This is a genomic window from Kribbella sp. NPDC050281 (genome assembly GCF_040655855.1).
Taxonomy (GTDB): Bacteria; Actinomycetota; Actinomycetes; order Propionibacteriales; family Kribbellaceae; genus Kribbella.
This window is the reverse complement of record NZ_JBFAKS010000009.1, coordinates 1-23,043: the sequence shown is the minus strand read 5'-3', so window position 1 is coordinate 23,043 and position 23,043 is coordinate 1. Positions and strand designations below refer to the sequence as shown.

The following is a 23,043-nucleotide window of genomic DNA, read 5'->3' as shown; positions in this document are numbered from 1 at the left end:
TCAGCCGGCCAGGAGCTTCTCCGTGCCGACCAGGCGGACACAGGTGGCGAGACCGGCGATCGCGGCTTCCACCTCGGGGAGTTCCGGGTACGTCGGGGCGATCCGGATCGTGCGGTCGGCCGGGTCGTCGCCGTACGGGTGGGTCGCGCCGGCCGGGGTGATGGCGATGCCGGCCGCCTTCGCCTTGGCGACGACCTCGCGGGCGCAGCCCTCCTCCACCTCGAGGTTGACGAAGTAGCCACCGGCTGGGCTCGTCCACGTCGCCAGCCCGGTGCCGCCGAGCTCGGCGGTGAGGATCTTGTCGACCGCGTCGAACTTCGGCCGGATCAGGCCGGCCAGGTTCCGCATGTGCTCGTGCAGCCCGTCGGCGTCGCGGAGGAACTGGACGTGCCGCAACTGGTTGATCTTGTCCGGCCCGATGCTCCGCTTGACCGTGTGGCTCAGCCACCACTCGACGTTCGCGGGGGAGGAGCCGAAGAACGCGACGCCGCAGCCGGCGAAGGTGATCTTCGAGCTGGACCCGAACACGAAGGCGCGGTCCGGGTGGCCGTTCTCCGCGCACAGTGCGAGGACGTCGGCGATCTCCGCCGGCGCGTCGGTCAGGTGGTGTACGGCGTACGCGTTGTCCCAGAAGATCCGGAAGTCCGGCGCCGCGGTCTCCATCGCGGCCAGCCGACGTACGGTCTCGTCGGAGTAGACCGAGCCGTCGGGGTTGCTGTACTTCGGCACGCACCAGATGCCCTTGATCCGGGCGTCCTCGGCGACCAGGCGCTCGACCACGTCCATGTCCGGGCCGTCCGGCGTCATCGGCACCGGGATCATCCGGATCCCGAACCGCTCGCAGATGCCGAAGTGCCGGTCGTACCCCGGCACCGGGCACAGGAACGCGATCTCCGGCTGGTCGGCCCACCGCCGCTCGGCGCCCGGCACCAGGCCGAGCAGTGCGAACACTACGGCGTCGTGCATCAGCTCGAGGCTGGAGTTCCCGGCGGCCAGCAGTTGCTCGACCGGCACCTGCAGATCCGCCGCGAAGATCGCCCGCAGCTCGGGCAGCCCGTTCAGGCCGCCGTAGTTCCGCAGGTCGGTCCCGTCGGCTCCGACCGGATCACCTTCGAGCCCGAGCAGACCGTTGGCAAGATCGAGCTGCCGGGGTGACGGCTTGCCCCGCGTCAGGTCCAGCTTCAGCCCTTTGGCCACCAGCGCCTCGTAGTCCTGGCGGGCACGGTCACGCTGGGCGGTCAGCTCGTCGACGCTCACGGGAGTCCTTTCACGGTCGGGTGATGGTCCAAGCCTAGTGATCACCCGACCGCGACTGTGGACAGGGTCAGCGCTTCCGGCAGTTCGGGAAGTGCGGGTCCGTCGGCGGGCAGTTCGGCCAGCCCGGTGGCAGCTGGATCGTCGGCGGTATACCGGGCGGTCCCGGTGTCGTCGGCGGCGGAGGCGGCATCGCCCTGCTGCCGTTCGACAGGAACAGCGTGATCTTCGCACCGGCTGGTGCGCCGTCCTCCTGGCGTGGGCTGGTGTACGCGACGGTTCCGGCCGGCGCGTCCGAGTCGACCGGTGCCGGCGCGACCTCGGCCTGGAAGCCCAACTGCTGCAGCTGGGCGATCGCGATCGGGGGCAGGACGCCCTTGAGCTGTGGCAGGTCCTTCACGTCGCCGCGGATCGTCTTGTCGTCCGGCTGCACGAAGTGGGTCGACGGCAGACCCTTCAAGGCTCCCTGCAGCGCGGTCTCCCAGATCGGTCCCGCGGTCCCGGAGCCGGACGCGTTCCCGATCTTCTTGCCGTTCAGCGTCAGCCCGGCCAGGTCCGTGTACTTCGGCGTCGCGTCGGCCACCACCGACGCGGCCGCGAGCCTGGACGAGTAGCCGGCGAACCAGACGGCGATGTTGCCGTTGATCGTTCCGGTCTTGCCGGCCAGGTCACTGCGGCCGAACTTCAGCCTGCTTCCGGTGCCGCCGTCGCCCATCACCTTGTTCAGCACATAGTTGACGCCGTCGGCGACCTTCGGGGTGAGCGCCTGCTTGCAGCTGCGGCCCTTGACCGGGATCGACTTGCCCTTGCTGGTGGTGACCGCGGTGACGAGGAGCGGTGTGCAGAACGTGCCGCGGGCGGCGAAGGTCGCGTACGCGTTGGCCAGCATCAGCGGCGTGATCAGACCGGCGGACCCGAGCGTGAACGACGGGACCTGCTGCAGCGGCTTCATCGTCTGGGCGTCCTGCATGCCGAGCTTGGACGCGATGGTGGCGATCGGGCACAGACCGACCTGCTCGGACAGCTGCAGGAAGTAGGTGTTCGTCGACGCCTTCGCCGCATCGATCATCGACGGGTCCAGGATCGTCTTGGTCGAGTTCTTCGGCTTGTAGTCCGGGTCGGACGTCGTACCGCTGCAGGTGCTGAACTTCTTGCCGCTCAGGTCGATCTGCTGCGGCGAGGTGATGCGGTAGGTGAGTGGGACACCCTTCTCGATCGCGGCGGCGATCGTGAACGCCTTCATCGTCGAACCGTTCTGGAAGCCGCCGTACCCGCCGGCGTAGGACTTCTCGACGTTGTAGTTGTACGACGTCTGGCCCTTCTTGTTGCCGTACGGCTTGCTCTGGGCCATCGCCTTCACCAGGCCGGTGCCGGGCTCGACGATGGTGACCGCGGCCACCGCCTGGTCACTGGGCTTGGAATGCTTCTTCATCGAGTCCTCGGCCGCTTTCTGGATCCTCGGGTCGAGCGACGTCCGGATCACCAGACCGGCGGTTTCGAGGTAGTTCTCCGCGGCCTGCGGGGTCTTGCCGAAACTCGGATTGTTCTTCAGCTGGGAGACGATGTACTCGCAGTAGAACGGGTACTTCGAGTTCGCGCAGCCGTTCGGTACGTTGCGGACCTTCTTCGGATCGATCACCGGGGTCTTCAGCGCGGTCGCGGCCTGCGCGGCGGTGACGATGTTCAGTTCCTGCATCCGCCGGATCACCACGTCGCGGCGCTCCTTGGCCCGCTTCATGCTGTTCGTCGGGTCGTACCCGGTCGGGTTCTTCACCAGACCGGCGAGCATGGCCGCCTGCGGCAGCGTCAGCCGGGACGCGTGCACGGAGAAGTAGTGCAAGGCGGCGGCCTCGACGCCCCAGGCACCATCACCGAAGTTCGCGAGGTTGAGGTACTTCTCCAGGATCTGGTCCTTGGAGTACTCCTTCTCGACGGCGATCGCATAACGGAGCTCGGCGACCTTGCGTTCGTAGGTGTCGGCCGTGGCGGCCGCAGCCTCGTCCGGTGTCTTCGCCTTCTCGACCAGGTTCATCTTCACGTACTGCTGGGTGATGCTGGAGCCACCCTGCTGGACCGCACCTTGCGACTGGTTCCGCAGCAGGGCGCGCAGGGTGCCCTTCAGGTCCAGTGCGCCGTGCTCGTAGAACCGGTCGTCCTCGATCGCGACGATCGCCTTGCGCATCAGCGGGCTGATCTGCGCCAACGTCACCGGTACCCGGTTCTCCTGGTAGAGAGTGGCGATGAGCGAGCCGTCGGCCGCCTGGATGATGCTCTTCTGGGAAACCGGCGCCGCCTTGAGGTCCTGCGGCAGGTACTGGACCGTGTCGTGGGCTTTCGCTGTGGTCACCCCGGCCAGTCCGGCGAGCGGAAGGGCCAGGCCGGCGACGAGCGCTCCGGCGAGAGCGCTGGTCAGCAGGAAGAGAACCACTGACTGGACGACCTTGGGGCGGGCCGGCGCGCGTCTGTGCATGGTCCGGCAGATTAGTCCCGGAGGGGCTTCACCGGGACATTTTCGTCACGGAATTAACACATCTGCCCAACGATCTTACCAAATGTCACGGTTCGGTCACTGCCGGCTAGCGGTCTTGCCCTGACCGGGTCACCGGATCAGGACCTTGAGGGCGTCGCGGTTGTCCATGGCGCGGTAGCCCTCGGGGACCTGGTCCAAGGTGACGGTCTGGTCGAACACCTTGCCAGGGTTGACCTTTCCGGACAGGACGCCGGGCAGCAGACGTTCGATGTAGGCGCGGGCGGGCGCCGGTCCGCCGGTCAACGTGATGTTGGGGCCGAACAGACTGGGGAAGCCCACCGGAGCGTCGAGGTACTGGGGTACGCCGACACGGCTGATCACGCCGCCGGGGCGAACAACACCAACAGCCTGCTCGTACGCCGGCATGTGGCCGACGGCCTCGAGTACGACGTGGGTGCCGTCGCCGCCGGTGAGTTCACGGACCTTGGCGATGCCTTCCTCGCCCCGCTCGGCGACGACCTCGGTCGCGCCGAACTCGACGCCGAGGTCGGTCCGCTTCTTGTGCCGCCCCATCAGAATGATGCGCTGGGCACCTAGTTGCCGGGCCGACAGTACGGCGAGCAGGCCGACCGCGCCGTCGCCGATGACCGTGACCGAGGTGCGCTCGTCGACGCCGCCCTTCAGAGCCGCGTGGTAACCCGTGCCGTAGACGTCCGACAGGGTGAGCAACGACGGCAGCAGCCCGGAATCCTCGCCCGCTGGAACCTTCACCAGCGTCCCGTCCGCGAGCGGAACCCGGACCGCCTCCGCCTGACCGCCATAGACGCCGTTCGCGTTCCAGAACCCGCCGTGCCGGCACGACGTCTGCAGATCCTCCTGGCAGAAGTCGCACGTCCCGTCGGACCAGGCGAACGGTGCGATGACGAAGTCACCCTTCCGCAGCGTCGCCACGTCGGCACCGACGTCCTCGACCACGCCGACGAACTCGTGTCCCATCGACTTGCCGCCGGGTAGCGCCGGCAGGTTGTGGAACGGGTGCAGGTCACTGCCGCAGATACAGGAGCCGGTCACCCGCACCACTGCATCGGTTGGTTGCTGGATCACCGGGTCCGGTACGTCGATCACCCGTACGTCGCCGGCGCTGTACATGTAAGTCGCTCGCATGGTCCCAGTGAAGGTCACGGAGCGTGGGCGGGGGAGTCACTGTCGTTCCAGGTAACGCCAGTGCCTCCTTTGCGATCGCGACGGTCCGTAGTGTTGACGGCATGGACCACCGAGCCGAGATCAAGGAATTCCTCAGCTCCCGCCGTGCCCGGCTCACCCCCGAGCAGGCCGGCCTGCCGGTGTACGGCGGCAATCGCCGGGTGAAGGGTCTGCGGCGCGAGGAGGTCGCCCTGCTGGCGGGCGTCTCGGTCGACTACTACGTCCGGCTGGAGCGGGGAAACCTGTCCGGCGCCTCGGAGAGCGTTCTCGAGGCTCTCTGCCGCGCGCTGCAACTGGACGACGCCGAGCGCACGCACCTGTTCGCACTCGCCCGCGAGTCCGACGCCACCCCGGTACGGCGCCGCCCGGCGGTGAAAGGCGTTCGCCCGGCCCTGCAGCAGATCCTGGACGCGATCACCGATGCGCCGGCCTGGATCCGCACCGCGCGGTTCGAGGTGATGGCGGCGAACCGGATGGCCCGCGCGCTCTACGCGCCGATGTTCGCCGATCCGCGCCGCCCGGCCAGCACGGCCCGGTTCATCTTCCTCGACCCGGCCGCACAGGAGTTCTTCGTCGACTGGGAACGCGCGGCCGACGACATCGCGGCGGTGCTGCGATCCGAGGCCGGCAAGAACCCGCACGACAAGGCACTGACCGAACTGATCGGCGAACTGTCCACCCGCAGTGAGACGTTCCGGACCCGGTGGGCAGCGCACAACGTCCGCTTCCACCGCACCGGCGTGAAGAAGCTGCACCATCCGGTGGTCGGCGACCTCGAGATCAACTTCGAGGCGATGGAGTTCCCGTCCGACCCCGGCCTGGCCCTGGTCGTCTACACCGCGCCGGCCGGCTCACCGACCGCGGACGCGTTCCAGCTGCTGGCCAGCTGGGCCGCCACCCAGGACCAACCCGAAATCGTTGCCCAAGACAAGGAATAGCGGTCAGGAGACCGAGCGGATCCGGTTGGGGGCGGCGGAGCCTCGGACGATCAGGGTGGTGGCCAGCTCGACGTGGTGTGAGGCAACCTTCTCGCCGGCGGCGAGTTGCAACGCGGTGCGGAGGGCGACTGCTCCCATGTCGCGCAGGGGCTGCTTGACCGTCGTCAGTGGCGGCGACGCGAGCCGCGCGATCTGGGTGTCGTCGAAGCCGACCACGCTCAGGTCCTCGGGGACTCGCAGACCGCGGGCGCGGGCTGCTTCCAGTACGCCGAGCGCGACCTCGTCGCTGCCGGCGAAGATCGCGGACGGCCGGTCGGGTAGGTCCAGCAGTGCCGCTCCGCCGGCGAGGCCGTCGTCGTACAGGAAGTCGCTGAGCCAGATGTAGTCGGACGGCACCGCGGCACCGACCGCCTCCATCGCACTCCGGAACCCGCTCATCCTGGCCTGGTTGCAGCCTGACGTCGGCGGACCGCCGACGTACGCGATCCGCCGGTGGCCGAGCGACAGCAGGTGCTGGGTCGCCGCCATGCCGCCGGCGAAGTTGGTGGAGCCGACGCTGGTCACGTCGGGCTGCGGGATGTTGGCCGGGTCCACGACCACGAGCGGGAGCCGGGCCCGCGACAGCGCGGCCAGGTCGGCGTCGGCCAGCTCACTGGTGATCCCGATGGCGGCCCGCCGCCCGGACGCGATCACCTCGCGGATCCACCGGGCCGCCCGTCCGGAGCTGGACGTCTGCGGGTGCGGCGGATGTGCGTTCAGTATGACGTCGACCCCGGCTGCCTGGCCGGCGTCGACGACGCCCTGGATCACCTCGACCGAGTACGCGTTGACGATGCCCTGGTAGAACAACTCGACCGTTTCCCGCTCGACCGTCTCCGGGCGGCGGCCGACGTACCCGTGCTTCTCCAGGATCTCCTGCACCCGCGCCCGGGTCACCGGCGAGACGTCGCTGCGCCCGTTGAGCACCTTGGAGACCGTGGCGATCGACACCCCGGCGGTGCCGGCGACGGTGGCCAGGGTGACGCGTCCCTTCAACCGTGACATCTCATCACCCTCCTCCCGGGGCATCGGCGGTGACCGGGGTGCGGTCGACCGGCGTGGTCAGCATGCGCTCGTGACCCACCACCCTCACATCTCCGGTGATCCGGACGACAGCGCGACACGGCAGGTCCTGCGACGACGTGCCGAGCATCACTTCGATGGCGCCGGGCTCGACAATCCGGCGCAGATCCGGCCCGGTGTACGCCGTGCGCTCCGAGTGCACCCGGAAGGTGACATCGACCGCCGCACCCGGCTCGAGCGAGACCCGAGCGAACCCGGTCAGCAGTTTCAGCGGCCGCGCAATCCGCGCCACCACATCGTGCAAATAGAGCTGGACGACCTCGTCACCGGCCCGGTTGCCGGTGTTGCGGACCCGGACAGTCGCGGTGAACTCACCGTCGTTCCCGATCTCCGTCGCGCTCAGCCGCAGGTCACCGACCTCGAACGTCGTGTAGGACGCTCCGTACCCGAAGGGGAAGAGCGGCGCGGCCTCCAGGCCGCTGATGCCCGCGCTCTCGACACTGCCCAAGGCCGGCTGCAGATAGGTCCCCGGCTGCCCGCCCACGTGCCGCGGGATCTGCACCGGCAGCTTGCCACTGGGCACAATGCGGCCGCTCAGTACGCCGGCGATCGCGGCGGCACCCTCCTGACCGGGGATGAACGCCTGCACGAGTCCGGCGACTCGATCCGCGATGTCACCCAGCGCATAGGGACGCCCGGAAACGACCACGACGACGACAGGCTTGCCGGTGGCAAGCAACTGGTCGAGCAGCTCGCCCTGGACTCCCGGCAACCGCAGGTCCTCGGCGTCACAGCCTTCGCCGGACGTACCGTGGCCGAACAGTCCGGAGAGATCACCGACATACGCGATGCAGAGATCGGCGTCGCGCGCAGCGGCGACGGCGGCCTCGAACCCGGAGCGGTCGTCTCCCATGACGTCACATCCCTTGGCAGACAGGAATTCGACGTCCGGGAGTTCGTTGTGCAGGGCATCGACCGGCGTGACCACCTCGACGCCGAGGCCACGGTCCGGGTACCGCGGCAGGACGTGGTTGGGAAAGGCGTAGCAACCCATCAGGGTCCGCGGATCGGCGGCACACGGCCCGACCACCGCGACCCGGCGCAGGTCCGTTGACAGGGGCAACGACGACCCCGCGTCGAGCAGGATGACCGACCGCTCGGCGAGCTGCCGCGCAATGGCCCGGTTCTCGGCCGAGTCGAGGTCGGTCGCCGCATCGCCGACCGAGCCCGCCGGGGTCCAGTCGGGATCGAGCAGACCGAGCCGGGCCTTCTGCAACAGCAGCCGACGGGCCGCGCGATCGATCAGTTCCTCGGACAGTTCGCCCGATTTCACCTTGTCCAGCAGGCCGGCGAAGCCGATGGTGTCCGGCAGTTCGACATCGGTGCCGGCTGTCAGCGCGACCGCGCCGGCGTCGGCGTTGTCGGCGGCGACCCGGTGCATCGACGCGAGAAACGGGACGGCCCAGTAGTCCGAGACCACCGTGCCGCCGAACCCCCACTCGTTGCGGAGGACCTCGGTGAACAACCAGGAATCCGCGCTCGCCGGCAGCCCGTCGATGTCGGAGTACGAGCTCATCACCGATCCGGCGCCGGCCGTCGCGATCGCGGTCTCGAACGTCGGCAGGATGATGTCGAGCAACTCGCGCCGTCCCATCGACACCGGCCCGTGGTTGCGGCCGGCCCGGGACGCGGAGTACCCGGCGAAGTGCTTCAGCGTTGCCAGCACGCCCGCGCTCTGCAGTCCGCGGACGTACGCCGAGCCGAGCATCGCGACCAGGTACGGATCCTCGCCGATCGTCTCCTCGACGCGCCCCCACCGATAGTCGCGGACCACGTCCAGCACCGGCGACAACCCTTGATGAACGCCGACCGCGGCCATGTCACGGCCGATCGCGGCTGCCATCTGCTCGACCAACTCCGGATCGAACGTCGCGCCCCACGCGATCGACGCCGGGTAGACGGTCGCGCCGTACGTCGTGAATCCGGTCAGGCACTCCTCATGAACGAGCGCGGGGATCCCGAGCCGGGAACTCTCGAGCACGACCTCGTGCTGCCGGATCAGTTCGGCCACGCCCTGCTCGACCGTTCGAGGGACGCTGCCCCAGACCCGGGTCAGGTGGCCGAGGCCGTCCCGGCTCGCCTCGGCCAGCGACGGCGCGGCACCGGTGGCGAAGACGTCCTCCATCGGCGCGACGTTGATGGTCTCGTCCGTGGGCAGCTCGGCGTCGGCCATGTCGTTGCCCGCCCAGCGGCTGCCGAGTTGTGCGATCTTCTCCCGCAGCGTCATCGCCTGCAGGAGCAGTTCGACCCGCTTGTCGGCCGGCAGTCCCGGGTCCCGCCACGGCTGGTCGCTCGAGCTGGACAAGAAATTCTCCCTAAATCGGGGCCTTTGGTTGTGACAAAGTATCGAAAAAGTTTCGAAAGTTTCAGTGATCGTCGGCGTCGTCACGAAGTCTGGGAATCACCTGTGTGACCAGGCGATTCCGTGACCTCACTGTGACCGCAAAGAGCCGGTAGTTCAAGTCTTGACAGCGACATGTTCGAAATCTACGTTACGAAACATCTTTTATTTGTCCGGTGCTTCCGCGACCGGCGGAGCAGCATGGAGTACGGAGATCACAGTGGATCCCATGGCGACATCTCGGCGTACGTTCCTCGGCCTCGTCGGCGGGGGCGCACTGGCGGCCGGCCTCGCGGCGTGCGGTAGCTCCGGCCCGAAGACCACACCTGGTTCGACCACCGGCGCGGCTGCCGGCACCGGCACGACGTACTGGTACCTCACCGGCCAGCCGCAGGAGGCGATCCGGGACGCGCAGGCCAAGCGGTTCAACGACGCGAACTCGGGCAGCCAGATCAAGACCACCAAGTTCCAGAACGACGCCTTCAAGGCGAAGATCAAGACCGCGATCGGCGCCGGCCAGGGTCCGACGCTGATCTGGGGCTGGGGCGGCGGCGGCCTGAAGGCCTACGTCGACGCCGGCCAGGTCGAGGACCTGACCGACTGGTTCGGCCAGAACGGCGACCTGAAGAACTCGATCTTCCCGTCCGCGTTCGGCGCGGCCACCGTGGGCGGCAAGATCTACGCGATGCCGGTCGAGACCGTCACGCCCATCGTGCTGTTCTACGACAAGCGCTCGTTCGAGAAGATCGGCGCCGAACCCCCGCAGTCGTGGGGCGACATCATGGACCTGGTGCCGAAGTTCAACGACAAGGGCATCGCGCCGTTCTCGCTCGGCGGTCAGTCGCGCTGGACCAACATGATGTGGCTGGAGTTCCTGTTCGACCGGATCGGCGGCAGCGAGGTCTTCCAGAGCATCTACGAGGGCAAGAAGGACGGCTGGTCCGACCCGTCCGCACTCAAGGCGCTCGACGAGATGCAGAAGCTGATCAAGGCGAACGGCTTCATCAAGGGCTTCTCCTCGATCACCGCCGACTCCAACGCCGACCAGGCGCTGCTCTACACCGGCAAGGCCGCGATGATGCTGCACGGTGCCTGGACCTACGGCAACATGAAGGCCTCCGGAAAGGACTTCGTCACCGGTGGGCACCTGGGCTACATGAACTTCCCGCCGGTCGACGGCGGCAAGGGCGACCCGACCGACACCGTCGGCAACCCCGGCCAGTACCTGTCGATCTCCTCGAAGGCCAGCCAGGCCGACAAGGACAACGCGAAGAAGTTCCTGGCCAACAACACCCTCGACGACGCCTCGATCGACGCGTGGGTGAAGTCGGGCAACATCGCGGTCGCGAAGAGCTCCAAGGACAAGCTCTCCTCGATCACCGACAAGAACGACGCCGCGTGGCTGAACTTCGTCTACGACACCTCGGCGAACGCGAAGACCTTCGCCCAGTCCTGGGACCAGGCGCTCAGCCCGACCCAGGCCGAGACGCTGCTCGACAACATCGCCAAGCTGTTCCAGCTGTCGATCTCCCCGCAGCAGTTCGCCGACAACATGAACGCGGTGATCGGCCAGTGACCGTGCTGATGCCACGCCTCGGTCCAGGCAGGCAAGCCCCATGACCGTGACCGCTCCGCCCGTCGCGCCGCCGACCGGGCGGAAGGTCTCGTCCGGCGCCCGCTCCGCCGCCGGGCGGAGCGGTCCGGTCGCCTGGATGGTGCTGCCCGCGCTGTTGATGTTCGTCCTCTTCGGCGTCGTCCCGCTGATCGGCGTACTCGTCCTCAGCTTCACCCACTGGGACGGCCTGGGCGCGATCACCCCGGCCGGCCTGTCCAACTGGCGGTCCGTGCTCACCGACGGCTCGCTGCCGCACAGCATCTTCGTCACGTTCGAGATCATGATCCTGTCGTGGCTGGTGCAGACTCCGATGAGCCTGCTGCTCGGCACGTTCCTGGCCGGACGGCAGCGGTACCGTGCGTTGCTGGCCGTGCTCTACTTCATTCCGCTGCTGCTCAGCTCGGCCGCGATCGCCATCACCTACAAGGCTCTGCTCGACCCGAACTTCGGTCTGGGCCCGGGGCTGCACCTCGATTTCCTGACCCAGGACTGGCTCGGCAAGAGCAACCTCGCCGTCGGGGTGGTCGTCTTCATCGTCTCCTGGCAGTTCATCCCGTTCCACTCGCTGATCTATCAAGGTGGGGTTCGGGCGATCCCGACCACGATGTACGAGGCGGCCTCGATCGACGGCGCCGGCCGGGTCCGGCAGTTCTTCAGCATCACGATTCCGCAGCTGAAGTACACGATCATCACGTCGTCGACGCTGATGGTGGTCGGCTCGCTGACCTTCTTCGACCTGATCTTCGTGCTCACCGCGGGCGGACCGGGCGACGCCACCGAGGTTCTCGCCCTGGACATGTACAAGACCGGATTCATGTCGAACCAGATGGGCCCGGCGAGTGTGATCGCCGTCGTCCTCGTTCTGCTCGGCCTGGCTCTGGCTCTGCTGCTGCGCCGGCTCGGTGGCAGTACGACCGCCAGCCAGCAGGAAGGTGCGTGACATGGCCGTGGCCACCAGCAGCACGAGTACGGCGTCCCGGCGCGCGCGTGGCGGGCCTGTCCGTGCCCACAAGCTGCTGCAGCTGAACTGGTTCGGCGGTCTGGCGGCCTGGATCTGGCTGGCGATCGTGCTGATCCCGCTGTACTGGATCGTCGTCACGAGCTTCAAGGACCAGAGCGACTACTTCACCCAGAACCCGTTCGCCCTGCCGGGCGCCCCGACGATGGACAACTACAAACTGGTGATCGAGTCCGACTTCCCGCGGTACTTCCTGAACAGTGTGATCGTCACGGTCGGCACCATCATCCCGGCGGTCGCGATCTCGTTCATGGCGGCGTACGCGATCATCCGCGGAGCCGGCGGCCGCTTCCTTGCCGGGGTCAACGGCCTGTTCCTGATGGGGCTGGCGATCCCGCTGCAGGCCACCATCATCCCGGTCTACCTGCTGATCATCCGGATGCAGCTTTACGACAGCCTGCTGGCACTCATCCTGCCGTCGGTCGCGTTCTCGATCCCGCTGTCGGTGCTCGTGCTGACGAACTTCATCCGCGACGTACCGAAGGAGCTCTTCGAGTCGATGCGCGTCGACGGCGCGACCGAGTGGGACATGATGCGCAAGCTCGCGCTGCCGCTGACCCGGCCGGCACTCGTCACGGTCAGCATCTACAACGGCCTCGCCGTCTGGAACGGCTTCCTGCTCCCGCTGATCCTGACCCAGAGCCCTGACAAGCGGACCCTGCCGTTGGCGTTGTGGACCTTCCAAGGCCAGTACAGCGTGAACGTCCCCGCCGTCCTCGCGTCGGTCATGCTGACCACGCTGCCGATCGTCCTGCTCTACGCCCTCGGCCGCCGCCAGCTCCTCAGCGGACTGACTGCCGGCTTCAGCCGCTAGTGTCCTGACTCCGTCCGATCCCGCCGACCATGGTCATGGTCGGCGGGATCGTCAGCCGCGTTGTGTCACGCCGGCCCTGGCTGCCCGAGGCGTTCGGCCGGCGGCGTTCCGAAGCCCTCCCGGAGATCGCGCACGGTGCCGGGTGCGAGTTCGCCGGCCCGCGCCAGATGCAGTTCGGCCTCGGCGTCCTGACCCGACCTCGCGGCGAGGAGTGCGGCAGCCACTCGGACGCCGGCGCCGGTGATACCGGAGCAGCGAGCGGCCAGCGCCGTCCGGACCATCGCTCGCGCCTCGTCCCACCGACCGGAATCCAGCAGTCCCTCGATCAGCAGGAAGACCAGGGCGTGGCAGGACTTGCCGGCGCCGCCGTCGGTCAGGTGCCAGTACGCCGTCACGCCCTCCTGCAGGAACTCGTCGTACCGGCCGAGTTGGATCAGAGCATTGAGCCGGCCAACCGTCGCGTCCTGCAGGTCGCGCAGGTTTCCGTGCGACAACGCGAGCTGCGCGGCTCGTGTGGCATCTGCCAGCGCGTCGGACGGATTTCGCAGGTATGTCGCGGCCGCGCGCTTGCCGAGTGCTCTCGTCAGCGCGTCCTCAGAGCCCGACCGCTCGGCGACCTCAACCGCCTGTTGAGCATGCATCGTCTCGGCCAGCGCCATCGCGTACTCAGGGCTGTCCGGGTCCGATGAGCCGAGGTCCACAGCCGCCTGCGCGTCGGCCAGATCCGAGGGCGCGCCATCACGTGAACGCGCCCTCGACCGACTCGTGAGGATCGCGCTGGCCAGCAGGGGCTCAGCCTCTCGGTCGACCAACGTCAGAGCTCGGTCGAGCAAGGCGACCGCCTCGCCGGGTTCGCCGATCCTCGAGTACGCCGCACTTGTTCGCCGCAGTAACTGGATCCGGTCGGGCGTCGAGCCGCGGACCGAGACGGACGCCCACAGGTCGCACGCGCGGCGCAGATGGATCGCTTCTTCCGCCGCCGCATGCAAGCGGGCTGACTCGTCAGCCGCCTGCAGCGACCATCGGAAGGCGTCGTCGGTCCGTCCGGCCAAGTGGCTGTGCGCGGCCAGGTCGGCGGCGGCTGCGTCAGGGGTGGCCTCCAGCACTCGCACGTATGTCGCATGCACCTTCCCGGCCGCGGTCGGCGGGAGACCGTCGTACAGGATGTCGGCGATCAGAGGATGGCGGAACCATGGTGTGCCGCTGGTCGACTCGATGACACCGTGGGTCTCGGCCTCGGTCAGGCAGTCGGTCACGTACTCGGGGTTGATGCCGTGCTCTCCGGCGACTCTGGTCAGGACAGCTAGCGGTACCGGTCGGCCGGCGGCCGCGAGTAGACGGGTGAGGTCCCTGGATTCCCGGGACAGGCGATTCCATTGGGCGATCAGCGCCTCCCGCAAGGCGTCCGGCACGGCGACGGGAGTGGTCTGCGGGTTCGGGAGATCGCGGACGAGCAGTTCGGTCAGGTACGGGTTGCCGTCGGACATCGCCTGCACCCGCGCGGCCAGTTCAAGATCCCGCGGATGCCGGGTCAGGCCGGCGATCTGATCCGCTGTCGATTCGAGGTCCAGCCGCTCCAGGTGGATCTCCTCGAACGACGGCATCCGGCGCATGTCAGCCAGCCAGTCGTGCAGGGGGTGTCCTTCGGACCGTGCCTCGTCGCGGCAGGTGGCGATCAGCGCCAACGGCTGGTTCCGGAAACCTGCGATCAGGTAGGCGAGCACATCGAGGGACGCCGCGTCCGCCCATTGCAGATCGTCGACGACCACCACCGTGGGCCGGCGGTCGGTCAGCCGGCTGATGACGAGATCGACCAGGGGCACCAGTCGTCCGCCGGCGATCGCCGTACCGAAGCCGATCGAGGGGAGCAGGGCCGCGAGTTCGTCGGCGCCGGCCAGGACCTCGTCCCGCTCGGTCGGTCCTGCGCTGTTCAGCCAGTCCTGAAGCACACCGGCGATGGGCGTGTACGGAACCTCGGCGCCGGCGAAACGGACGCAACTGCCCCACGCCGTTCGCAACTGCGAAGCCTGGCAGGCATCTCGGACCAGCCGCGTCTTGCCGACGCCTGCCTCGCCGTGGACGAACAGCGCCCGTGGACTGCCCTCGGCAGCACTCCGTAACGCGCGAGCCAGCAACGCCTGCTCCCGGTCGCGGCCGGGGAGCGATCCATGGTCTCCGTCCGATCCCCCCATGCGGTCAGTGTGCGCCCCAACGCAAGACCCGACCACAACTTCGCATGGTGCGTCACTCCTTGCGGTCGGCGATGCCGCGAGTCGCGAGGAGGGCGGCGGCGAGGATGGCTGCGCAGAGAACGGTCAGGAGAGTCAGCGGTACGGCGTCCTCGGTCGCCGTGTGGTCGTTGGACAGCAGGGTCATGATCGGGCGGATCGGGGAGACCCAGCGGATCAGCAGGACGACGAGGATCGCGGCGGCCGCGGTCAGGGTCGCGATGCCGATACGGGGGATGACCAGGCGGGAGCACAGCAGACCGATCGCGGTACCGATCATCGCGGCGGCCAGTTGGGCGACGGCGCCGACGGTCAGGTTGCCGGTGGTGATGACGTGCTTGCCGGTGACGATCGGATAGATCAGCCCGACCGCGATGAGCGGGATGCTCCAGGTGAGTACGACGGCGACCGTGATCGCGAGCACGCGCAGGGAATCGCCCATCATCACCAGCGTGATCTTGCGCTGGGTCGGGTCCTCGTGGTTGACGATGCTGACGGCCAGCCAGGTGCTGCAGATCAGCATGGCCAGCACACAGAACGCGTACGACGCCTGGAGCGGACCGTTGTCCGAGGTGACGCCGACCGCGAGCGCGGCGAGGAAGATCAGGGTCGGCGGCAAGTAACGCTGGGACAGCAGGACGCTGGCCAGGAGATACCGGTAGAGGGCGCTCACTCGGGCTTCACCTGCCGAACCGAGACCACTGACCAGCCGTGATTGAGGGCGGTCAGCAACGCGGCGTCGTGGCTGCCGGTCGGCAGGATCAACGTGACGCCGGCGTCGTGTCGTCGTACCTCGAGAACGTCGGGCTGGTGTGACCACTCGAGGTCGGTGCCGGGGATCAGCTCGATCTCCGTCAGTTGGTGCGGTGGGCTCGTGGTGCGTTGGACGAGCTTGCCCTGATGGATCTCGCAGACCCTCGTGGCCGTTGACTTCACGACCTGGTCCGAGTGTTCGGTGAACGCGACCGCGCCACCCTCGCGGGCCGTCTCGGTGAGCAGTTCCCGGAGCGTCCCGTGGGCCGTGGTGTCCAAGCCGGACCAGGGTTCGTCGAGGACGAGCAGTTGCGGTGGCTTGAGCAGTGCCTGGGCGAGCGCGACCTTCTGCGCGTTGCCCTTGGAGAGCTTCCGCATCGGAGTGTCCGCGCCGCCGCTCAGTGCGAGCCGGTCCAGAAGTTCGCCGGACCGTTGCCGGGCAGCCCGGGCGGTGAGGCCACGGATTCGTCCCATGTGCCGCAGATAAGCGGAGGCCGAGAGGCGGTCGTGCGACGCGAAGACGTCGGGTACGTAGCTGACGATCTGCGCAGTACGCCGTACTGTGCCGGTCGTCGGCCGGGACAGGCCGACCATCAGCTTCAGCACCGTCGACTTGCCGGAACCGTTGGCGCCGACGAGAGCCAGCAACTCACCCTCCTGCAGGTGCAGATCGACGTCGGTCAGAACCTCGCGTCGGCCGTACCGCTTGGAGACCTTCCTCAGCCGCGCTATCTCCATGCGGCGAGACTATCCGGCCACCGGGCCGCATCACCTTCGCCAGCGGGCGGGTGAGGACGAGCGAGACGAGCAATGACGCGGCCGCGAAGGCGGTGATCGAGGGTGCCGGCGCGGTGAGGTCGGCGAGCGTGCCGGCCAGGATCGCGAAGATCCCGAACGCTGTCATCCGGAGCGCGGACTCGAGGCCGAGCACCTGCCCGCGGAGGTCGGCCGGCGTCAGCTCGACCAGCACCTCCTGTTGCGACAAGGATGCCGAATAGCCGCTACTGCCGACAGCGACCAGAGCCGCGAGTACGCCGATCGGCAGGTCGAAGGCGAACCCGAGGAACGGGAAAGCGAGCAGGTACCGCAACCAACGACCGGCGGTACGACGACCGGACGGGTTGAGGAAGCGGCCGACGACGAGATCGCCGGTCATCATCCCGGCGGCTCCCGCGGCCAGCAGCCAGCCCGCGCGCGGACCGGCGTACGGGACGAACAGGGCCTCGCAGCCGACGATCAGGCCGTTCGGTAGCGACAGGGCGAGCAGCAGCGGCCGGGTTCTGGTCTGGCCGAGGAGACGGCGGTTGCCTCGCCAGGTCTCGCCGAGGCTGGTCCGGGCCCTGCGTCGCGGTGCGCGATCGTGCAGACCGAAGCGGAGCACGGGGATGCTCAGCGCCGAGCAGGCCGTCGCCATCCACAGCACGGTCGCCGGGCTCAGTGCCTGCAGCAACAATCCGGCGATGCCGAAGCCGGCGATCTGCATGGCACCGACCGACAGGTTCATCGCGGATCGGCCGAGGATGAACTGGTCCTCGTCGACCACCTCGTTCAGCAGTCCCCAGCGGACGCCACCTCCGATCGAGAGCCCGTAGGCCACCAGGAGTGCGAGGAGGAGCCGCATCCCAGCGGTGAGATCGAGGGCAGCCTGGGCGGCGACCGCCGCGGTCGACAGGGTGGCGAGTGCTGTCAGGACTCGCCGCGGTCGTGCGGTGTCGGCGGCTGACATCAGCGTGGAGGCGCCGAGCACCTGGGCCAGCGACGGGCCGAACATGACCAAGGCGGCCAGCAAGGCCGACCCGGTCGCGGCGTCGACCATCAGCGCGAGCGTGAGGCTGGTCATCGTTGACGACGCGTTGCCGAGGGCGCTGCTGACCCAGAGGTTGCGGAACTCGGCGTTCCTGAAGATCTCCCGGTAGGTGCTCATGTCCGGCAGCTTCGACGGCAGCGCGTCCGCGCCCTACAGTTTCGGGTGGAGGCGAAACCTTGTCCGAGTTCCTCGTCGACGCCGACACTCTGGCCCTGGCCAGGTTCGGGACGTCGCAGCTGACCGAGACCGTGTCCGCGCTGAAGCTGCTGCAGCGGCCGGTCGAGCCGTGGTTCCGGGCCTGGAAGGACCAGCACAAGGCCGCGTTCGAGGCCCAGTTGGCCGCCCGGCCGGTCTGGGCCGCGCTCGTCGAGAACGCGTTCGGCCGCAGTTGGGTCGCCGACTTCCTGACCGTGCCGCCCCTCGATCCGGATCAGGTGCTGGCCGACGAGCTCGAGTTGCTGACGAGCCTGAACGACGACCACATCCGCGCCGATCTCAGCGTCGCACGGACGCCGCTGCCCGAGATTCTGCTGACCTCGACAGGGCTCGCGGCTGAAGCTGCGGACCTGCTGCGCTGGGTGTGGGCGGAGACGGTCGAGCCGGACTGGCCGCGGCGGCTGCGGGTGCTGCAGGCCGACATCGTGTCGCGGACGTCGAGACTCAGCGAGCAGGGGTGGTCCGGCGTACTGCGTGGGCTCGGTCCGGACGTCCGCTGGCTGGGAGACGGGCGGATCCAGGTGAACCGCTGGGACTACCCGACCACGGACGTGCGGGGTCGCGACCTGATGTTCATCGCGGCCCACAGTCCGGGCGTCAATGTGAGTTGGCGCAAACCGGACCGATTTGCGCTGACCTATCCGGTCACCGGGATCTTCGCCGGGACCGAGGTACCGGCCGAGCCACTCGTGCAACTGCTCGGCCGTAACCGGGCCCGCATCCTGGTCGAGGCGGCGGAGCCGGTCAGTACGACGGTCCTGGTCGCGACCACCGGTCTCTCGCTGGCCACCGTGTCGGACCACCTGCGGGTGCTGACCGATGCGGGTCTTCTCGAACGTCGCCGGTCCGGACGCTCGGTCTTGTACTGGCAGTCCGACACCGGTCGTCGCGTCGTACGACGACCGGCGCCGGTCAGCGGATTTCGATCGGGCAGGCGAGCGGGAGGTCGGTGACCGACGAGCCGGCGCGGAGCGTGAAGGTGCCGGGTTCGGTGGTCCAGCCGTTGTCCCAGTGCTCGAAGGTGTGGTTGTGGAGCTGGACGGTGAGCTCCCGCGCTTCGCCCGCGGCGAGACGTACGACGGCGAAGCCGGCCAGCCAGCGGGCCGGACGATCCACAGCAGTCGAAGGGCGTTCGGCGTATACCTGGACGACGTGCTTGCCGGCGCGGTCGCCGGTGTTGCGGACGGTCAGCGCGACCGACGACGGATCGACCGCGCGGAGGTCGGTGAGCTCCCAGGTCGTGTAGCCGAGGCCGTGGCCGAAGGCGAACGCCGGCTCGGTGCCGGCCTTCAGCCAGGCGCGGTACCCGATGTGGACTCCCTCGTCGTACCGGACGATCCCGTCGCGTGGTGTCACGTCGATCACCGGTACGTCGGCCTCCTCGCGCGGCCACGTGGTCGGCAGCCGGCCGCCGGGCTCCACGACGCCGAGCAGTACGTCGGCCAAGGCGTTGCCGTACTCCTGGCCACCGAAGTAGGTGACCAGGAGCGCGGCAACCTCGCCACGCCAGGGCAGCAGCACGGGCGAGCCTGCGTTGACGACCACGACCGTGCGCGGGTTGGCCGCGACCACGGCCCGGACCAGGTCGTCCTGACGGCCGGGAAGTGCGAGCGAACTGCGGTCGTAGCCCTCGGACTCGACCTTCGAGTTGGTCCCGACCACCACGACCGCGACATCCGCCGCCGCGGCCGCCGCGACGGCCTCGTCGATCAACGCCTGCGGGTCCGAGCGGTCCGGCTCAACGCCCACCGTGATGCTCATGGCGTTGCCGAGTCCGCCGTCACGCTTGGACAGGTCGAGTTCCACTCGAACCTCGACGGCCTGGCCGGCGGTCACCTCCAGCGGCGCCGAGATCGACGGCGGCGACAGCAGCGCCGCACCAAGATCCGTCCCCACCGGTACGGCGACGTCCTCGCGGAGGAGTTTGCCGTCGGCAAAGATCCGGCCGCGGTTGACGGACGCGAAGCCGAGCAGAACCGCGCCGGACTCGGCCGGGGTGTAGGTGGTGTGGAACTCGACGACTGAGGTCTCGGCGATCGGTGCATCGCCGCCGAGGTAGACCAGCGCGCTGGAGAGCCGGTCCTCGGCGAACAACTCGGCACCCTCGGCGTCCAGGAATCGAACCCGTGCGCCCGGCTGCCCGGTCTCCGGATTGACCATGGTGGCGAGCGGTAGCTCGGCGACACCTTCCTGTACGACGGCGCCGAGCGAGTACGTGACCTCGGCATCCGGCAGCGCGGCCCGCAAGCCGTCGAGCGGCGAGACCACGGACGACGGGATGACGGTCGCACTCCCACCGCCCTGGGTGCGCGCGTCCCGCGCATTGTGGCCGATCACAGCCACCCGCGAGACCGCGCTCCACGGCAACTCTCCGTTGTTCCGGAGGAGGACCGACCCCTCGGAGGCCGCGGTCCGGGCGAATGCGACGCCGTCGATCTGCGGCACCTCGGCCGGCTTCTCGTATCCCTCCAGCGCGCCGACCCGGGCAGCGAGCACGAGCAGCCGCAGGACCTTCCGGTCGATCGCCTCTTCCTCGACCTCACCGGCCCGTACGGCGTCGACCAGCGCATCACCCCACGCGCCGACCGGTCCCGGCATCGCCAGATCCTGCGAGTACTTGGCGCTCTCGACGCTGCGTACGGCGGTCCAGTCGCTCACCACGACCCCGTCGAAACCCCAGTCGGTGTTGAGCGGTGTCTCCAGCAGGTCGTTCTCCGTCGCGGTCGCCCCGTTGACCGAGTTGTACGCGCTCATCACCAGCCAGGCCTTCGACTCGGAGACCGCCTTCTCGAACGCGAGCAGATAGACCTCGCGCAGCGTCCGCTCACTCACCTCGACGTCGGCGGTGAAGCGGTCGGTCTCGAAGTCGTTGGCGACGTAATGCTTCGGCGTCGCGCCGACACCCAGCTCCTGTATGCCGGCCACGTAGGCGGCGGCCAGGTCGGCGGTGAGCACCGGGTCCTCACTGAACGCCTCGAAGTGCCGGCCGCCGAGCGGGGAGCGATGCAGGTTGATCGTCGGACCCAGTACGACGTCCACGTTCTTGCGCCGGGCCTCGAGTGCCGACACGACGCCGTACCGGTGGGCGACCTCGACATCCCAGGACGAGGAGAGGGCGGTGGCCGACGGCAGGTTCAGCGACGGGTCGCGCTCGTCCCAGACGGGACCGCGGACACCGCTCGGCCCGTCCGAGAGAACCATCGAGCGCAGGCCGATGCCGGGCAGCGGGTGGGTCGACCAGAAGTCCTGTCCGGTCAGGACCCGGACCTTCTCCTCGAGCGTGAGGCGGCCGAGCAGTGCGGCGAGATCGGCTGAGCTGGGGTTCATGCGACGACTGTACGCGCCAAAACCGAGTATCGCTAGGTTTTCGCTCCGGGTCTCGGTAACATCGCCCTCATGGCTGCGAGAGGTCCGTACGCGAAGGGGGTCGCGAAGCGGGAGGAGATCCTGACCGCGGCGCTCGAGGTGATCGCCCGGCAGGGCTACCGCAAGACCTCGACCAAGGAACTCGCCGCCGCGGTCGGCCTGAGCGAGCCGGGTCTGCTGCACTACTTCGGCTCCAAGGAGAAGCTCTTCGAGGCGGTGCTCCGGGCCCGCGACGAGGCCGACGTCGACCGTTTCGACGAGTCGGACCTGATCGCCAAACTCACCGCGATCACTCGCCACAACAGCGACGTACCGGGTCTGGTCCAGCTCTATTCGACGTTCTCCGCCGAGGCCGGCGACCCACAGCACCCGTCCAACCCGTACTTCGCGGAGCGCTACGCACGACTGCGCGAGTCGCTGGCCGGCGCCGTGCGCGCCCGTCAGGCCGCCGGAACGTTCACTGCGTCCGCGGACCCGGAGCAGATCGCGACCTTGCTGATCGCGCTCTCGGACGGCCTTCAGGTCCAGTCGCAGTTCGGGCTGCCGGTCGAGCCGGCCGACCTCCTGACTCACGTCGTGGGCCTGCTCGGTTCGGCTGGGGGAGCGGTGGATAGTTGAGGCATGACGAGCTCCGCGGGTGAGGCCGCCGGACCACCCGCGCCCGCCCTGGCCGACCGGCGGGTCCTGACGAAGGAGATCTGGCTGGTCCTGGCGCTGTCGTTGGGCGCGTCGGCCCTCTCCGCGGTGATCTCGTTCACCGGTGTACTGACGTCGGCCAAGCCGATCAGCGGGCAGACGGCGGTCATCGTCGGTTCACGGGCGCCGGGACGCCCGTGGCTGGACCTCACGTGGCAGGTGTTCGCGATCGTCAACGCCCTGGTTCCGGTCGCCCTCGTCGCTCATTTCCTGGCCCGCGGCGGCGAGTCTCTGCACACGATCGGCTTCGACCTGCGGCAGCGGGTCCGCGACCTCGGCCGCGGCACCGCGGTGGCCGCGTGCGTGGGCGGAGCAGGACTGGCCTTCTACCTCGCCGCCTACGCCACCGGCGTCAACCTGTCCGTCGACCCGTCCCAGCTGCCCGACTATTGGTGGCGCATCCCGATCCTGATCCTCGTTGCGGTGCAGAACGCCGTACTCGAGGAGGTCATCGTCCTCGGGTATCTCAACCACCGGCTGGACCAGCTGGGCTGGTCGACCACCCAGGCGACGGTCACCAGTTCGCTGCTGCGCGGCTCCTATCACCTGTACCAGGGCCTCGGCGGCTTCGCCGGCAACGTCATCATGGGCGTCATCTTCTGCTACCTGTACCGGCGCTGGGGCCGGGTCGGCCCGCTCGTCGTGGCCCACACGTTGATCGATATCGCTGCCCTGGTGGGGGCGACGTACCTGATCGGCAAGGTCGGCTGGTTGCCCGGCGGAGGGTGATCGAAACGACTGACACGTAACCGATCGGGGGTGGATCGGGTTGATGATGCGTGACTGTTAACGGGGAAATCGCAAGTCCGCCCGAGATCGATCCGGGGTTGGCGGCCGCCGCACTGGCCGTCTTCGCCCACCGGCACGAGGTGGTGCATCTGCTCCACGCCGCCACCGACGAACCGGACGCGCTGGCCCGCATCGCCGACCTGCTGCGCGTCGACGAGGCGACCATCGCCAGAGTCCTGGACCAGCCGCTGCGCTGGATGCTCCCTCAGTTCCGCACCGAACTGGAGGCCATCGCCGCCGCTCCACCACCGGCCAGCCCGGCACCACAACCCGAGCCCGAGCCCGCGACCACCTGACCGCCGTGGGGGGGGGGGGGGGGGCCGCGCCCCCCGACCCAAACACGCCGGAGAAGAGAGGGAGAGGCGGCCACACCTCTAGCAACCCGCCCGGCGGGCAACCACAACACCCACACC

Annotated in this window: 18 protein-coding genes; 8 read left to right on the top strand and 10 right to left on the bottom strand. The window is 68.6% G+C overall.

All coding sequences use genetic code 11. The annotated features are described in order from the left end of the window. The 3 genes from AB0I34_RS11935 to AB0I34_RS11925 all read right to left on the bottom strand — a co-directional run bounded on the left by AB0I34_RS11935 (position 1) and on the right by AB0I34_RS11925 (position 4,888). Positions 1–1,257, bottom strand: coding sequence for an aminotransferase class I/II-fold pyridoxal phosphate-dependent enzyme (locus AB0I34_RS11935; RefSeq protein WP_360443551.1), 1,257 nt, complete (start codon positions 1,255–1,257; stop codon positions 1–3). A 67-nt stretch (positions 1,258–1,324) separates the two neighbouring features. Then, complete coding sequence (locus tag AB0I34_RS11930) at positions 1,325–3,724, bottom strand: penicillin-binding protein (RefSeq protein WP_360443548.1); 2,400 nt, start codon at positions 3,722–3,724, stop codon at positions 1,325–1,327. Positions 3,725–3,853: 129 nt separating this feature from the next. Further along, positions 3,854–4,888 (bottom strand): alcohol dehydrogenase catalytic domain-containing protein, encoded by a 1,035-nt coding sequence (locus AB0I34_RS11925; protein ID WP_360443545.1) that lies wholly within the window; start codon positions 4,886–4,888, stop codon positions 3,854–3,856. Between the two features lie 101 nt (positions 4,889–4,989). On the opposite strand from AB0I34_RS11925, the gene AB0I34_RS11920 reads away from it, so the two are divergent. Then, positions 4,990–5,865 carry a helix-turn-helix transcriptional regulator gene (locus AB0I34_RS11920; RefSeq protein ID WP_360443542.1) on the top strand — a complete coding sequence of 292 codons (876 nt, stop codon included), beginning with the start codon at positions 4,990–4,992 and terminating at the stop codon, positions 5,863–5,865. Positions 5,866–5,868: 3 nt separating this feature from the next. On the opposite strand, the gene AB0I34_RS11915 is transcribed toward AB0I34_RS11920, so the two are convergent. Both AB0I34_RS11915 and AB0I34_RS11910 read right to left on the bottom strand, forming a co-directional pair. Next, on the bottom strand, positions 5,869–6,909 hold the full coding sequence (locus tag AB0I34_RS11915; protein ID WP_360443539.1) for a LacI family DNA-binding transcriptional regulator: 1,041 nt from the start codon (positions 6,907–6,909) through the stop codon (positions 5,869–5,871). Positions 6,910–6,913: 4 nt separating this feature from the next. Continuing rightward, positions 6,914–9,292, bottom strand: a complete 2,379-nt coding sequence (locus AB0I34_RS11910; protein WP_360443537.1) for a glycoside hydrolase family 3 N-terminal domain-containing protein — start codon at positions 9,290–9,292, stop codon at positions 6,914–6,916. 265 nt (positions 9,293–9,557) lie between these two features. On the opposite strand from AB0I34_RS11910, the gene AB0I34_RS11905 reads away from it, so the two are divergent. The 3 genes from AB0I34_RS11905 to AB0I34_RS11895 are packed head-to-tail and all read left to right on the top strand — an operon-like array spanning position 9,558 to position 12,775. Next, positions 9,558–10,904: an extracellular solute-binding protein gene (locus AB0I34_RS11905; protein ID WP_360443534.1), complete on the top strand. Its 1,347-nt coding sequence runs from the start codon at positions 9,558–9,560 to the stop codon at positions 10,902–10,904. A 40-nt stretch (positions 10,905–10,944) separates the two neighbouring features. Continuing rightward, positions 10,945–11,883 (top strand): sugar ABC transporter permease, encoded by a 939-nt coding sequence (locus tag AB0I34_RS11900; RefSeq protein ID WP_360443531.1) that lies wholly within the window; start codon positions 10,945–10,947, stop codon positions 11,881–11,883. 1 nt (position 11,884) lies between these two features. After that, the gene (locus AB0I34_RS11895; protein ID WP_360443528.1) at positions 11,885–12,775 is read left to right on the top strand and encodes a carbohydrate ABC transporter permease; all 891 of its coding nucleotides are present in this window, start codon (positions 11,885–11,887) and stop codon (positions 12,773–12,775) included. A 65-nt stretch (positions 12,776–12,840) separates the two neighbouring features. Here AB0I34_RS11895 and AB0I34_RS11890 read toward each other — a convergent pair whose 3' ends face one another. Genes AB0I34_RS11890 through AB0I34_RS11875 form a run of 4 tightly spaced genes read right to left on the bottom strand, consistent with a single transcriptional unit; the run spans position 12,841 to position 17,680 of the window. Beyond that, the gene (locus AB0I34_RS11890) at positions 12,841–14,967 is read right to left on the bottom strand and encodes an AAA family ATPase (protein ID WP_360443525.1); all 2,127 of its coding nucleotides are present in this window, start codon (positions 14,965–14,967) and stop codon (positions 12,841–12,843) included. A 52-nt stretch (positions 14,968–15,019) separates the two neighbouring features. Further along, entirely contained in the window at positions 15,020–15,676 is a 657-nt protein-coding gene (locus tag AB0I34_RS11885) for a hypothetical protein (RefSeq protein ID WP_360443522.1), read from the bottom strand. Beyond that, positions 15,673–16,494: an ABC transporter ATP-binding protein gene (locus AB0I34_RS11880; RefSeq protein ID WP_360443519.1), complete on the bottom strand. Its 822-nt coding sequence runs from the start codon at positions 16,492–16,494 to the stop codon at positions 15,673–15,675. Before AB0I34_RS11880 ends, AB0I34_RS11885 begins: the two co-directional genes overlap by 4 nt. Then, on the bottom strand, positions 16,406–17,680 hold the full coding sequence (locus AB0I34_RS11875) for an MFS transporter (RefSeq protein ID WP_360443516.1): 1,275 nt from the start codon (positions 17,678–17,680) through the stop codon (positions 16,406–16,408). The genes AB0I34_RS11880 and AB0I34_RS11875 overlap by 89 nt, the downstream gene beginning before the upstream one ends. A gap of 59 nt (positions 17,681–17,739) precedes the next feature. On the opposite strand from AB0I34_RS11875, the gene AB0I34_RS11870 reads away from it, so the two are divergent. Next, positions 17,740–18,732 carry a helix-turn-helix domain-containing protein gene (locus tag AB0I34_RS11870; protein WP_360443513.1) on the top strand — a complete coding sequence of 331 codons (993 nt, stop codon included), beginning with the start codon at positions 17,740–17,742 and terminating at the stop codon, positions 18,730–18,732. Here AB0I34_RS11870 and AB0I34_RS11865 read toward each other — a convergent pair. Continuing rightward, complete coding sequence (locus AB0I34_RS11865; RefSeq protein WP_360443510.1) at positions 18,692–21,106, bottom strand: glycoside hydrolase family 3 C-terminal domain-containing protein; 2,415 nt, start codon at positions 21,104–21,106, stop codon at positions 18,692–18,694. The genes AB0I34_RS11870 and AB0I34_RS11865 overlap by 41 nt on opposite strands. Positions 21,107–21,175: 69 nt before the next feature. On the opposite strand from AB0I34_RS11865, the gene AB0I34_RS11860 reads away from it, so the two are divergent. From AB0I34_RS11860 to AB0I34_RS11850, 3 genes are read left to right on the top strand one after another with little or no spacing between them, the layout of a single operon-like run. Next, the gene (locus AB0I34_RS11860) at positions 21,176–21,763 is read left to right on the top strand and encodes a TetR/AcrR family transcriptional regulator (protein ID WP_360443507.1); all 588 of its coding nucleotides are present in this window, start codon (positions 21,176–21,178) and stop codon (positions 21,761–21,763) included. A 3-nt stretch (positions 21,764–21,766) separates the two neighbouring features. Next, positions 21,767–22,570, top strand: coding sequence for a CPBP family intramembrane glutamic endopeptidase (locus tag AB0I34_RS11855; RefSeq protein ID WP_360443504.1), 804 nt, complete (start codon positions 21,767–21,769; stop codon positions 22,568–22,570). Between the two features lie 50 nt (positions 22,571–22,620). After that, the gene (locus tag AB0I34_RS11850; RefSeq protein WP_360443502.1) at positions 22,621–22,926 is read left to right on the top strand and encodes a hypothetical protein; all 306 of its coding nucleotides are present in this window, start codon (positions 22,621–22,623) and stop codon (positions 22,924–22,926) included. Positions 22,927–23,043 lie beyond the last annotated feature (117 nt).